General features: G+C 39.4%; 11 protein-coding genes and 1 pseudogene. 9 read left to right on the top strand and 3 right to left on the bottom strand.

From position 1 onward, the window contains the following. Positions 1 to 33: 33 nt before the first annotated feature. From AOT13_RS13305 to AOT13_RS13265, 9 genes are all read left to right on the top strand, one after another. Positions 34 to 837 carry an ABC transporter ATP-binding protein gene (locus AOT13_RS13305; RefSeq protein ID WP_042385290.1) on the top strand — a complete coding sequence of 268 codons (804 nt, stop codon included), beginning with the start codon at positions 34 to 36 and terminating at the stop codon, positions 835 to 837. 444 nt (positions 838 to 1,281) lie between these two features. Beyond that, the gene (locus AOT13_RS13300; RefSeq protein WP_013400789.1) at positions 1,282 to 2,025 is read left to right on the top strand and encodes a sulfite exporter TauE/SafE family protein; all 744 of its coding nucleotides are present in this window, start codon (positions 1,282 to 1,284) and stop codon (positions 2,023 to 2,025) included. 200 nt (positions 2,026 to 2,225) lie between these two features. Then, on the top strand, positions 2,226 to 3,293 hold the full coding sequence (locus AOT13_RS13295) for a PQQ-dependent sugar dehydrogenase (RefSeq protein WP_003250339.1): 1,068 nt from the start codon (positions 2,226 to 2,228) through the stop codon (positions 3,291 to 3,293). 148 nt (positions 3,294 to 3,441) lie between these two features. Further along, the gene (locus AOT13_RS13290) at positions 3,442 to 3,729 is read left to right on the top strand and encodes a YobA family protein (RefSeq protein ID WP_237169051.1); all 288 of its coding nucleotides are present in this window, start codon (positions 3,442 to 3,444) and stop codon (positions 3,727 to 3,729) included. Between the two features lie 642 nt (positions 3,730 to 4,371). Next, positions 4,372 to 4,662 (top strand): hypothetical protein, encoded by a 291-nt coding sequence (locus AOT13_RS13285; RefSeq protein WP_003250342.1) that lies wholly within the window; start codon positions 4,372 to 4,374, stop codon positions 4,660 to 4,662. A gap of 495 nt (positions 4,663 to 5,157) precedes the next feature. Further along, positions 5,158 to 5,466 (top strand): ArsR/SmtB family transcription factor, encoded by a 309-nt coding sequence (locus AOT13_RS13280; RefSeq protein WP_013400791.1) that lies wholly within the window; start codon positions 5,158 to 5,160, stop codon positions 5,464 to 5,466. 14 nt (positions 5,467 to 5,480) lie between these two features. Next, positions 5,481 to 6,425, top strand: coding sequence for a cation diffusion facilitator family transporter (locus tag AOT13_RS13275; RefSeq protein WP_013400792.1), 945 nt, complete (start codon positions 5,481 to 5,483; stop codon positions 6,423 to 6,425). Positions 6,426 to 7,011: 586 nt separating this feature from the next. Then, positions 7,012 to 7,815, top strand: a complete 804-nt coding sequence (locus tag AOT13_RS13270; protein ID WP_003250349.1) for a DeoR/GlpR family DNA-binding transcription regulator — start codon at positions 7,012 to 7,014, stop codon at positions 7,813 to 7,815. Then, entirely contained in the window at positions 7,787 to 8,677 is an 891-nt protein-coding gene (locus AOT13_RS13265; RefSeq protein ID WP_013400793.1) for a Cof-type HAD-IIB family hydrolase, read from the top strand. The genes AOT13_RS13270 and AOT13_RS13265 overlap by 29 nt, the downstream gene beginning before the upstream one ends. 75 nt (positions 8,678 to 8,752) lie before the next feature. Here the strand turns inward: AOT13_RS13265 and AOT13_RS13260 are convergent, their stop codons facing one another. From AOT13_RS13260 to AOT13_RS19155, 3 genes and pseudogenes are all read right to left on the bottom strand, one after another. After that, a complete protein-coding gene (locus AOT13_RS13260) occupies positions 8,753 to 9,640 on the bottom strand; it encodes an LCP family protein (protein WP_376700119.1) in 888 nt (295 codons plus the stop codon). 431 nt (positions 9,641 to 10,071) lie between these two features. Continuing rightward, positions 10,072 to 11,305 (bottom strand): annotated as a pseudogene (locus AOT13_RS13255) (IS256 family transposase). Positions 11,306 to 12,449: 1,144 nt separating this feature from the next. Then, positions 12,450 to 13,364: an MFS transporter gene (locus AOT13_RS19155; protein ID WP_157777087.1), complete on the bottom strand. Its 915-nt coding sequence runs from the start codon at positions 13,362 to 13,364 to the stop codon at positions 12,450 to 12,452. Between the last annotated feature and the right edge of the window lie 37 nt (positions 13,365 to 13,401).

Raw genomic sequence — 13,401 nt, 5'->3', positions numbered from 1 at the left:
TAATATTCTTAAAAATAGGAGGTATAGTGTGAAATGAAACAGATCATAAGCATGAAGAGCGTATCTTTGCTCAGAGGAAACCGGGAGATTTTGCAGGATATAAATTGGGAAGTAAGAGAAAAAGAACAATGGGTCATATTAGGGCTGAACGGTTCGGGGAAAACGTCCATATTAAATATCGTCACAGGCTACCAGTACCCGACAAAAGGCGAAGTTTCTGTTTTGGGACAGAAATTCGGACAGACAAACTTGCCGGAGCTTCGGAAACAAATCGGATTTGTCAGCAGTTCTCTTGACGGTTTTTACCAAACGTTAAGATCAGAAACAGCAGAAGATATTGTGATCAGCGGTAAATTTGCCTCGATAGGGTTATACGAAAATGTGACTTATGAGGATCGTGAGCAGGCTGAACAGCTGATGACATTTTTGCGAATCGATCACTTGAAAGGAAAAACATACGACACCCTATCACAAGGTGAAAGAAGAAAAGTGCTGATCGGAAGAGCGTTAATGGCAAAACCGGAGTTGCTGATATTGGATGAACCGTCTATAGGATTAGACCTTTTAGCAAGGGAAGATATTTTATCATTAATGAAAGAGATTATTATCCATCAACGATGCCATGTATTATATGTCACGCATTATATTGAAGAAATTATCGAGGAGATGACACATGTATTGTTGTTAAAAGAAGGGCAAATTGTTGCCGCAGGACGAAAAGAAGCTGTGTTGACAGATGAATTGTTATCAGAGACGTTCCAATTGCCGATAAAAGTTCATTGGGAAAATAACAGACCATGGGTTTCTATACATAAAAACATCAGCTCGACAAAATGAACGAAGACAGAATTAAAATCATCGGCAAAAGAAAAAAGAATAGGCGCATAAAATTCCATCTAAATCATCTCACGGACGCTTTAAGCAGCTTGAGCCGATCCCTCAGGTTGCTTTATTGATCTTTTTCCTGCTGGCCCGCTTTTCGGTTGGCGAAGTGCCGAAACTTTGTTGAAAATGAGTACGCAGTGATTATGTAATTGCTATATTAGCTGCCTAGTCTGGCAACGGATTATTTACTTCCAAGAATTAAAGGGTGGCGTCTTTCAGACGGGCCATGGAAAAAAACTTTGGAGGAATTGGCGCTATCACTGCGGGAAGAAAGATCCGATGCGGTTTTAAAAGGTTTTGCTTTATTGACCGTTGGAGATAATAGCGCTAACAGTTTTGACGGCAGATAGACAAGCATTTTTGTTGAAAAAAACGGCTTGAGACGAGGGGATCATATTGGGCGCGCTGTTTTTCGCTTTAATGGGAATCGGAATGATATCTTCTTTTATAGGAATATTGGCAGGCGGCGGAGGATTAATTACTTTATCAGCTATGATGCTGGTAGGGATACCAGTTCAAATTGGTATTGCGACCAACAAGTTTTCATCAGGAATGGCTGCACTGACAAGCGTATCATACTTATTAACAAACAAACATCTCAGCGGAAAAACAATCATGAGGAATGTCTGTATAGCTCTTGCTGGAGGGGTTAGCGGCGCGCTAATTACCTCTAGCATGACAGAACGAACGATGAATATTATTGCTTTAATCTTACTAATTTTTTCCTTCTTTGTTACGCTAAAAGCTAAGCAATGGGTCTCTTCTGTTAAGGAAGCGGATAATGATACTAGCATTATTAGTAAGATTATGCCTTTTTTTATAGCTGCTTATGATGGGGGATTTGGCCCAGGATCTTCAACCTTTGGAATCTTATACTATATGCATCGGAAAAACTCTTATGCGAAAGCGGTTCAGCTTACGAGAGTGTTGATTCTTGGAAGTTGCCTTGGGGCATTTATCGTATTTTATCAAACAGGATTTGTGCAATGGCATTATGCTATTGCGCTGGCCATAGGATCGGCAATAGGATCGCAAATGGGCTTGCTTGTATTGCCCAAGGTTTCGCTGAAGCTCGCCAAATCTTTGCTAATGGCTATTATTTTTTTATTAATCGTACAAGTATTATTTAAAATTGCTTGATGATAAGCAAGGTCACGGATTTATTTTTCTAAAATGACCATCTTTGCATCGGAAAAAGTAGGATTTTTTCCAAGCGCTGTCGAATCGATAAGGAACGAGAAGAATAAAGGAAGCCTAGGCGGAATATCCATCTGCGCTTATGGCTCAGCTTTTCATGGAAAGAAAAGTTTCATATTGAATTGTCTCGGGAGGGGAAACGGATGAAAAAATATCCTCTCATCACGATCGGCATCATTTTTCTTTTAATTGGCTGTTCAATGGAAAAGCGGGAAGAAAGCAGTCCCCAAAATGAACAACAAATAAATGACAATGGCAATATGGAAATCATTGCCCAAGATTTACGCGTGCCATGGGCGATCGACTGGGACGGGACAGCTTTTTATATTTCAGAGCGGACTGGCTCTATTGTGAAGATTGCAGGAGATGAAAAAATTAGGCAGCCTCTACATTTAGAAAAGCAGCTTTCAACAGCATCTGAAGCTGGCGTATTGGGCTTTGTGCTTCATCCAGAGAAAAAGAATCACGCTTTTCTTTACTATACATATGAGGATAAAAACGGGCAATTTAACCGTGTTGTTGAAATACGGGAAGAAAATAATGAATGGTTTGAACAAAAAGTACTGCTTGACCAAATTCCAAGCGGAAATTTTCATCATGGAGGAAGAATAAAAATCGGGCCAGACAAAAAATTGTATATCACCACTGGGGATGCTACAGATGCGATGATTGCCCAAGACAAGGCATCACTTGGCGGAAAAATTTTGCGCATGAATCTTGACGGCACCATACCGGACGATAACCCTTATCCCGGCTCCTTCGTCTATAGCTATGGACACCGCAACCCGCAAGGCTTGGCATGGGATGAAACGGGCCAGCTTTACAGCTCTGAGCATGGCTCCAGTGCACATGATGAAATCAATTTGATTAAGCCGAAAGGAAACTATGGCTGGCCGCTTATTCAAGGAGATGAAACGAAAAACGGGATGATTGCTCCATTATTCCATTCAGGGGATCATACTTGGGCGCCTTCGGGAATTGCCTATCATAACGGGATTTTGTATGTTGCACAGCTGCGGGGAGAAGGTGTTTTGGCGTTCAATGTAAAAGAGAAAACATATAAACAAATCGTTTCCAACGTCGGGCGCGTGCGGGATGTATTCATATTAAGAAATTATTTATTTTTTGTCACCAACAACACGGATGGACGAGGGGCTCCGGCCAATCATGATGATAAACTAATCAAAATGGCCATTCCGAAAGGATTTTAATGCAATTTCCTATTTTCGTTTACTGGTTGGCCTAGCATTGCAACAGGGAATCCTTCCTGTTGTTTCTTTGTTTGCACGGAGTTTGGTCGCTGTTGTTGTGATTCTTCCTTTATTAATTCACCATATGTAAAAGTTAGGGGATAAATGGATGGAAAGATCTATTTTAGCGATCATCATTCTGAGTTTTGCCGCATTATTATTGTTCTTTCAGGAATATCAAACGAACCAATCTCTTCAGCCAAAAGCTACTTTGGAAGGTTTTATCATTATGAAAGAAGGGGAAGTGTATTTAGTGGAAGATCCAGATTTTGTTCAGCAAGACGCAGATAAGTTTACAATCCACGAATTAAGAAGCAAATATAAGATGAGTAAGTTATGGATAAAAGGATTCAGCACTTTAAAGGGAATAAAAAATGGGCAAAAGGTAAAAGTATAGTATTCCGAAATTTTAGAATCGTATCCGGGCAAAGTCAAAGTTTTAAAGATTGAACCGTGTTAATTGCGATAACACCGGGTGCCATTGCCGCAAAAATTATTGATGGCTGAAAGCAGGGGAGAAATGGCCAATGATTCCCATGGCAATGCTTTGGGGGGCATTGGTGCTCCAAATGAAGTGGTGTTATCCTTTCCGTTGATGGCGAATGATATAAAATTTATCATAAATTTATTATGTAAACTATAATGAAGCGAAATCTGCACCGTTGCGAAGGAAAATGGGGGAACGATGAAGACCAAGCCAATTTGCTGCGAGATTTGATGACCATAGTGAAAAAATCGCCGTTGATTGATTATTTATATGTTCATGGATAAGAATCAGAAAAGCAGAGTTGCCTGTTGTTTAGTAATGCATCTGTTTGCCAGAATGAAAATGCTTTTGCAAGTGCCGTGTTTTTGGCGGGCAAATCATTAATCACAAGAAAAGATTGCAGTCAAGCTATGTAGAGTCCGGACTCATTGGACTGTTGGAGAAACAGAACAAAGCAACTTAATTTTTTGGATGGAGTAGAGTGCCATAAACGGGAACAGGTGAACTCATTTTTGCCAAACGGACATTGTAATGTTTGATAGGGGGATATGCATGTTTAAATATATGATGACACTTATGACAGCATCCTTACTTATTGTCCAGCTTGGCATTGCATACTTGTGGGTTTTTGATTGGCGCCGCTTAGCGACGAAGGCGGGTTTAATGATTTGGATAAGTTCTGTCGCTTTAGGCATCCTGCTTTATTTTATATACAGTAAGTTTGCTGAAGATGGAAAGTTTAGCATCATTAACAGAAGAGCGGTTTTTAGTTCAACAGCAATCACCATTATCTTGGCTGTTTTTGCGTTCATGATAGAAATGATAACACAGTCTATGCCTTAATTGCTTTGAATGCTCAAAGAAAGGAGAGATGTCCGTTGAACAGCTTCAAAGATCAGAAATCAGCTGTTTTATTTCTCAACATCTCTGCCTGTTTTTGGTTATTAAAAAAATAAAATAACAAATGCTTTTTTCCTCCTTTTATTCATTCGTTTTTACGTTCCCATCGTTGGCAGAAAGATGTTTTACTAAATATTATTTTTCATCCAAGTGAAAAGCCAAACGACTTTAAGGGGATCTTTCCAAATAACAACCAATCCTAAAACAAAATAAGCAATCACCGGAAAGTAGCTTCGCCATTCTGAAAAATTCATCAATGCAGATAAAAACATTCCCCATAAATCGGCACGCCTCCACTTGAGCGTTCAAACATGATTATGGGTTCAATCACCCGTTTTCCTCAAAAAATATTTCCTAAACTTGACAAAATAATAAATAAAAGTTATCATATATATGAACATATGAGCATATATAATTAATAAAGTGAGGGAAATCATCATGAAGAGGGAAGACCATTCGTTCTTAACATCTGAAACGATTGAAAATGTTTCGCAAATCTTTAAGGTGTTATCCGATCCAACACGAATCAAAATTCTTTACTTGCTGTCGCAAGAAGAGTGCAATGTCAATCATATAGCAGAAATATTGGGAATGTCGCAATCAGCCGTTTCCCATCAACTAAGTATGTTGCGAAATCTGAGACTGGTTAAGTACCGGCGCGAAGGAAAAACATTGTTTTACTCCTGCGATGATGAACACGTTATTTCATTATTAAAGCAAGCTATTGACCATGCTGAACATCATTAAGGAGGCGTTTTATCATGCGTCATCACCATCATCATTCTCACAGCCACCATGGCCATGATCATCACCACGGCCACCATCATGATCACAGCAGAGAAGGGAATAAAAAAGGGCTTGCGATTGCATTGTTCATTACGGCTGGAATTATGTTGTTGGAGTTTTTCGGAGGTTTAATCACCAACAGCCTGGCCCTTCTTTCTGACTCTGGTCATATGCTTAGTGATGCCAGTTCCCTTGCTCTCAGCTTAGCGGCCATTTGGTTTGCCGCCAAACCAGCTTCTCCCAATAAAACATATGGCTTTTATCGTTTTGAAATTTTAGCCGCTTTATTTAATGGAGTTACCTTGTTTGTTATCGCCGGCTTTATTGTATGGGAAGCAATCCAGCGTTTTTACAACCCCCCAACGGTAGCTGGCGGCTCTATGATGTTGATTGCGGCCATTGGCCTTTTTGCCAACCTTTTAAGCGCTTGGGCGCTTATGAGAAAAGGGGATGTGAAAAACAATGTTAATCTTCGTAGTGCTTATCTTCACGTGATCGGTGACGCTTTAGGTTCCGTAGGCGCTATCATCGCTGGGCTTGCCATGTGGCGCTTTGGCTGGTATGTTGCAGATCCGGTTATCTCTGTTCTGGTTGCCTTATTAATCTTGAAAGGCGCTTGGGGAGTGATTCAGCATACAATTCACATTTTGATGGAAGGAACGCCCGTTACCATTAACCAAAATGAAGTGAAAAAAGCGCTTGAGAGCATTGAAGGGGTGGTTGACGTTCACGACCTCCATATTTGGACGATTACATCAGGGTTAGATTCATTAAGCTGCCACATTTTGATTGAAGATCATCAAGACAGCCAAAAGATTTTGCAAGACGCCATTCATATGATTGAAGAAAAATTTAAGATTCTGCATACAACGATTCAAATTGAAACCTCTCAAATCCATCACGGAGAAATGAAAGTCTAATGAAAAAGATATCAATATAAGGTTAGTTTTTTTGTATATTTTATCAAAATATTTAGACTGTTATAGCATAGAAACAAAATTTATTTGTAAGATGTTTCTTATGGTAATAATGACGGCCATCGCTGAAATTTACGGAAGGCTTTCAGTATATGAAGGATGGAGGATTTTCTTTCCTTTAGCGCTTGTTTTCCTTCTTTTTTCAATGTGCCGCTCAATTTTGCACAGGCGCAATGATTCGCTATTCATATCAGATGATCTAATTTCGGCTAAATTCTCCTGATTTTAAGCGAAAACTTGATTTCCTTTTCCCCTGTTTCTATCGTCGTGGAAGCTAATATTGAAGAATTGCATATAGTAGTTTTCTAATTTCTTCCCCCGCAGGTGTCTTCCATCTGTTTTATGGCTTTAAGGAGCTTAAGATATCAAGCTCTTTTCATTTTGTTGTTTTTCATCTATTCATGCCAATCGTTAACATAAATAAAACGACTTATAAAAACTTAAAATAACTTGCGTTTTTATAATTTTTTTACTTATAATTACGTATGAACTTATTTATTTTCGTTTGTTAGAAAGAAGGTGGGGGGAGATGTATCAAGATGAGCGTTTGCTCTTAATCCTCGACTTTTTAAGGAAAAATAAGCGAATAACCGTTGAACAAATTTGCTCATTATACAATGTTTCCAGAGATACAGCCCGGCGCGATCTTGTTAAACTTGAAGAACAGAAGCTAATTATCCGTACGCGCGGAGGCGCGATTTTGCCACCTGTCCACAATGAGATTAAAGGCTATTATCATCGGCTGCAAACGGTTCCCCATGAGAAAAAAATTATTGGAAAAAAAGCAGCTTCTTTAGTTAACAGCGGTGACAGGATTATCTTGGATGCCTCCACCACTGTCCAAGCGTGTGCTGAATATCTTGGGGATCAACGTTGCACGGTTATAACGAACTCCATTAACCAAGCAGATATTTTATCTTCCAAACAAGGAATTCGCATTCATTTGCTTGGCGGGGAACTCGAAAAAGAGCATCGTTTTCTATATGGAGAATCTGTCATTGAACGATTGTCTAATTATTATGTCGATAAAGCATTTTTAGGGGTAGTCGGTATTTCAGAACACGGGCTTACGGTTGCGCATGAGGAAGATGGAGTGGTCAAACGCAAAATATTGCAACAGGCAAAGCAGGTCATCGTCCTGGCGGATCATTCCAAATTAGGGATTACAGACTTTTACCGTTTTGCTGATTTGAGTGATATTGACCTTTTAATTACAGATAAAACACCGCCGAAACCGTTTAGGGAGCTGTTAAAAAAACATTCTGTTGAGCTATTGGTCGCAGATGATCATGAGGGGGAGGAAGATGAAATTGAAAATGTTAATGGCGATTGATTTAGATGGCACTTTGCTAAACAAGCATAATGAAATTAGCAGGGAAAATATCCAAGCAATGAAGGAAGCGCAAAAGAACGGAATAGAGATTGTGGTGGCGACAGGGAGAGCTCATTTTGATGTCCAAGAAATATTCAAACATACAGGTATTCGAACATGGATCATAGGTGCAAACGGAGCTACCATCCATAAACCGGACGGACAGCTGTTTCTTTCCACTCCATTGGATAAAGATAAGGCGATTGAAATTCTTCAATGGCTAGAACAAGAAGAATATTACTATGAAGTGTTTAGCGATTCTGCCATCTTCACTCCTCAAAAAGGAAGAGAGCTTTTATCCATTGAGATGGATCGTCTAATCAGCGCAAACCCAGAATTAGACAGCGAAGAGCTTAAATCCGCTGCTTTGAAGCAATATAGCCAATCTGGCTTTGTCTTCATTTCTTCATATAAAGAGCTATTAAAACCTTCCATTAACATTTACAACATCCTTGTTTTCTCTTTTGATAAAGAAAAGCTTAATAGAGGATGGAATAAATTTCAAGATTGCAATGACTTAACGCTCGTAACATCTGCAAATTACAACTTTGAATTAGAGCACATCGAGGCTTCAAAAGGGAATGCATTAAAAATACTTGCAAAAGAACTGGGCATCCCTCTTAGCCAGACCATTGCGATCGGGGATAGCATGAATGATTATTCGATGATCTCTATTGCAGGTAAAGGAATTGCCATGGGAAATGCATGTGAAGAAATTAAAAACATTGCAAAGGAAGTGACATTATCGAACGATGAACATGGAGTTGCCTATGTCATTAATCGTTTATTAAAAAAAGGATATAAGAATGGTTACTGTTCGTGATAGCTTTGAATAAATACCCACGATTTTAGTTGAACAATAGAGCTCAACTAGAACCACGGGTATTTATTTTTTATTCTATTTATATAAAAATTCCTTCAAAGCTTTTTTATTTTGTTCTATGTCTATATCTAGTACAGCACCAACTTGGGGATATGTTACATCTTCAAAGGATTCATCTACAGGAATCCGGAAAAAGTCAATATTTTTCGTATCACTGGAAAGAAATGAAGTCAGTATTGATAAAGCTTGTTTATATTCTATGTTTGTTAGTATATAAGGTTGTATTGTACCTATCACACTTGGTAATTTTACTATTCCTTTAATACTAATAAATTCATCGATAATTTGTTTTAAAACTTCTTGCTGTCTCCGCACTCTGCCAAAATCACTTTCCGCGTCTTTTCTAAACCTTACATACCCCAGCAATTCCTTTCCATGAAGTTTTTGAACACCGGGATGTAATGTAACTCCAATTCCTTTAGACATTTCTTTTTCTACATTAATTTCAATTCCCTCAGGGAAAGCCTTATCTATTGCTTTAGTAAACCCCTTAAAATCAACTAATATAAAATATTCAATATCAATGTCAAAGTTGTTTTTAATCGTTTTTCTAAGTAACTCAGGTCCTCCGTAAGCATGAGCTGCATTAATTTTATTTTTTCCATGCCCTGGTATATAAACATATGAGTCCCGCATAATGGATGCAATCTTAAACTTTTTTGCCTCTGGGTCATATTGAGCTATCATGATAGTATCAGCACGAGATTTCTCTTTTCCTCTTGCATCGATACCAAGTAACAAAATATTTATTTTTCCTGATTTATTCCTTACTCCGTTAAATTTAATATTTTCATGTTGCAAAGATGAACCATTTTGGGAGTTTTTTAGACTTTGTTGATATTCAACGAAAATATATAATAGTATTCCTAAAAATAATAAAACTATAATTAAAAAGAACAGCATTAATAATTTTTTTTTCTTTTTACGCCTTTTTAATCTACTAGCATTTCTCTTATTCTCCATATTGAGCGTGACCTCTCTATGATCAATTATATCTTTAAGATAAGAATAAATTATCAGATTATATAAAAAAAAACAACCAAAACTAGTGGAAAAAGTTAAATTCGTATGAATGAATGTGTTGGAAAACACATAATGAATGCACAGATGCACATGAAAAGTTGGTCAAGTCCAAATGATTGTGTAAATTCCCCTTTGATAGAAAACATGGACCTGATGATTTGATGTATGGAAGGTAGGCCAGGAAAGTCTCCCTGCCGGTCGCTTTCCTGGAAAAACGATCTGTTGTCAAGGAACATGCGTGTCAAGGAGCTTTCGCGGCATATCCTCGCTTTGCTCCGGTATTCCACGTCCTCCTTGGCACAGCGAAGGGATTATCTTACTCTTTTCTTCTCCGAAGCTTCCTGATTCCCCAATCGGGCTTCTTGCTCTTTCGTTTTCCGCCACTGCCAATATTCGGACATATCCAAGTATTTGCGCCCTGACATCCATTTTTTATCGATTTCGATCCACACGGCGCCAACGAGGCGATACACCGATTCCCGGTTCGGAAAGATGCGGATGACCCGTTCTCTGCGGCGGATTTCTTCGTTCAGCCGTTCCACCACGTTGGTCGTGCGCAGGCTTCGCCGGTAACGGTCTGGATAGTCCAATACGGCGGTGGCGTCCAAATCCTTCTTCGAGAATTTGCATGGCTTTTGGCGTTTTTTCTTCCCATTTGGCCAGCACTTGTTCCAATAACAGCCGGGCTGTCTGCTTGTTTGGGGCATGAAGAATCCCTCGAATCTCCTCCAGCAAGGCATCCTGCATATACTTTGGTGCGGCATCGAGGATGTTGCAGATAAAGTGCGTTTGGCATCGCTGCCATGTCGCTCCTTGAAAATGTTTTTCAATGGCTTGCACCAGCCCGCCGTGCTGATCCGAGATGATCAAGTCCACTCCCCGGAGTCCCCGGTCTTTCAGCCATCCGAAAAATTTGCTCCAACTGAACTCTGATTCGCTGTTTCCAATTTGCAGGCCAAGAATTTCCCGATATCTTTCCTCATTCACTCCCGTGGCGATCAACACGGCTCTGGAGCGCACTCGTCCATTTTCCCGGACTTTCGTATAAATGGCATCCACCAGCACAAACGGGTACACGTGTTCATGAAGGGAACGGTGATTCCAGTCTTGGATCATCGGATCTAGCCCTTTGCATAGCGAGAAGACCGTCGACTTGGAAAACGAAATCCCACACAACTCCTCCGTGATTTGGGTGATTTTTCAGATAGACACCCCGTTCACCACCATTTCCATTAATGCCAGTACCAGAGCTTGTTCGCTTCGTTGATATCGTTGAAACAGTTCGGTGGAGAACTCCCCATCTCTGGTCCGTGGAACGCGCAAGGTCAACCGTCCCACCCGGGTTGTCAGCTGGCGTGGATACGAACCGTTTCGATAGCCTTTTCGTTCTTCCGTCCGTTCATCACGGCGTGCCCCCAGTTGTTCTTCTGCTTGCGCTTCGAGGATTGGATTGAGGACTTGTTCCAACAGCTTTGCTAATCCCTCATCTCTGGTGAATAATCCGTGCAAAAGTTCATCATTTACGGTAATATGATATTGAGCCATGGTTGCATTCCTCCTTATGTTTGGTGTTTTTGGTCCACTATTTATTCTACCAAAGGGGAAGCAACATGGCTCTTTTTCTATTTCCCTTTTTACACAATTATATGGACTTAACTTGAAAAGTTCACCTTCCTGAAAATCGTAGACAGTTATCAAAACAAATTACCAAAGGTAGACATATTATGATTTCCAATTTGGTTATTGAACATATATGGTCTAGCGGAATTGATATCATCTTTTAAGGGGCTATTTTAGATATATCGATTCACCATCGTTATATGAACACAGTTGAGTTTAAGTAATAATGATCCAATAATTATGCGGATGTATGCTAATAAAATTATATTTCATAGAAGAGTATGTAAACGAGATGCCATATGTTTCAAGATTAAAACCATCTGTTTTATTCCACATAAAAGATCAGTTATGTTGCGTTAGTATGATTCTTATTAAGGGATTAAGGCGAGTGGTAAACGTCAGTCTAATACTTGCCTGATACTGTCGAAAAGCGACTTTAAATGAGTAATAGAAATTGGGATTAAAATAATTGGTAATAATAATTTTTATACCCCGACAATAACTAGATTTCCTTTCGTGCAAAGTGCTACAGTTTTTTTACAATATTGTTTGTTTATATGGGAGAGCTATCCCTAACTACGATTTAGACCTTGTCCTAAAGCTACAGGAATTATTATGTATTTTTGTTTACTAAAAGAATGAATCAAAAAGTAGATTCTTGTACTTATGGACATGTCAGAATAGATTTAGTAAAGCAAGAGTAATTATCTTGCTGTGACATGACATATGGAACGGGCAATGCACCACGTTTTACAGGTGGTGCATCGGAGGTTGATCTGTTTTCTCCCAAGTGAAAGAAAGTCTTTGTAATTATTTGCTATAAGAGGAAAATGACTTTTTTAACTCCACTGACCGGCTGATCAGAACATAGGCAAGTCCAGAAAATATGCAGGCGAAACCTATTAATAATAGAAATTGGAATCCCTGTCTCATATCCAAAAAGTATCCGGAAAGAGCAGGGCCAATCATGCAGCCTAATATCATGTGTAGATTGGAAGCGCCGAGTAGGTGCCGCGTAAACTTTTCGGCGCCAAACGGAGGATAAACGTAGATTGAACAGGAAGCAAAATCATTTCTCCAAAGGTATGGTATATCCAAATAGCAGAAGTGCCATCATGGTTGACCAGCTGGATGTTAAGTGGTGAAAATAATGTGTTACACAAGCAATTTCAATGATACCTAATCCAAATATAATGCTTCCTCCCAGCATCATGGTTCCCATTGGGCGTGGCGAAGCCCATTTGGTGACCGCGTATTGCATGGTAGTTACAAGAAGACCATTATAGGCCATCAGATACGGATAGGGATTTTCTGATCCCTTAAACCACGGCATTTCCTTATCAAAATAGAGGGGAAGCATTCCTTCCGTTTGCGAAAATACTAGAGCGATAGGCAATCCAGCGATGATAAAAAAGTGCAAAATTCTGTCGCTTAACAAAGTGATGAAAGTTTTGGATGTTCCTTCGGTAATGTTCTTCTTCGTCTCTTCTGCTTTGAGATTTTTGTGAAGAGTTTCTTCAAGCAGCAAAGCAAGTGTAATCCCATATAGAATTAGGGAAACAGCTGCAAGAATAAAAATGAGATTTTTAGAAAAAAACAAGACGGAGGTGCCTAACAGGGGACCGCCCGCAACCCCAATATTCATGCCCATTCTTAAAAAAACGAATACTTCCGTTTGCTGATTGTCTGGCGTTACGTCAGCTACTATAGCAGCCGCAGCAGGATGGAAAAAAGCATTGAAGAATCCTGCGCCAAAAGAAATAAAACAATAGGCAAAGAAATGATCGAAAATGATATATCCCAACAAAAAGAGGCCATTTCCGATCATGGATAGAGCCATGACCGGTTTTCTGCCAATCAAATCAGAAATTCTTCCTACAACAAACGATCCTATTATCATTGCAAGAGGAGATAGAGACATCACCAGCCCGACTTGCCAGGCGGTTTCAACTCGTTCATTTATGTAAATTGCCAGAAAAGGCATCAGCATAGTAAAAAGTGATACTGTTCGGAGAATGAGG

Origin of the sequence: Parageobacillus thermoglucosidasius (genome assembly GCF_001295365.1) — a bacterium.
GTDB lineage: Bacteria > Bacillota > Bacilli > Bacillales > Anoxybacillaceae > Parageobacillus > Parageobacillus thermoglucosidasius.
This window is presented reverse-complemented; position numbering and strand designations above follow the sequence as displayed.

Excerpts from the sequence above, each read along its gene's own strand:
- AOT13_RS13290 (WP_237169051.1), top strand. The coding sequence starts at position 3,442 with ATGGAAAGATCTATTTTAGCGATCATCATTCTGAGTTTTGCCGCATTA.
- AOT13_RS13275 (WP_013400792.1), top strand. The coding sequence starts at position 5,481 with ATGCGTCATCACCATCATCATTCTCACAGCCACCATGGCCATGATCAT.
- AOT13_RS13265 (WP_013400793.1), top strand. The coding sequence starts at position 7,787 with ATGAAATTGAAAATGTTAATGGCGATTGATTTAGATGGCACTTTGCTA.
- AOT13_RS13305 (WP_042385290.1), top strand. The coding sequence starts at position 34 with ATGAAACAGATCATAAGCATGAAGAGCGTATCTTTGCTCAGAGGAAAC.
- AOT13_RS13270 (WP_003250349.1), top strand. The coding sequence starts at position 7,012 with ATGTATCAAGATGAGCGTTTGCTCTTAATCCTCGACTTTTTAAGGAAA.
- AOT13_RS19155 (WP_157777087.1), bottom strand. The coding sequence starts at position 13,364 with ATGCCTTTTCTGGCAATTTACATAAATGAACGAGTTGAAACCGCCTGG.
- AOT13_RS13260 (WP_376700119.1), bottom strand. The coding sequence starts at position 9,640 with ATGCTGTTCTTTTTAATTATAGTTTTATTATTTTTAGGAATACTATTA.
- AOT13_RS13295 (WP_003250339.1), top strand. The coding sequence starts at position 2,226 with ATGAAAAAATATCCTCTCATCACGATCGGCATCATTTTTCTTTTAATT.
- AOT13_RS13280 (WP_013400791.1), top strand. The coding sequence starts at position 5,158 with ATGAAGAGGGAAGACCATTCGTTCTTAACATCTGAAACGATTGAAAAT.
- AOT13_RS13285 (WP_003250342.1), top strand. The coding sequence starts at position 4,372 with ATGTTTAAATATATGATGACACTTATGACAGCATCCTTACTTATTGTC.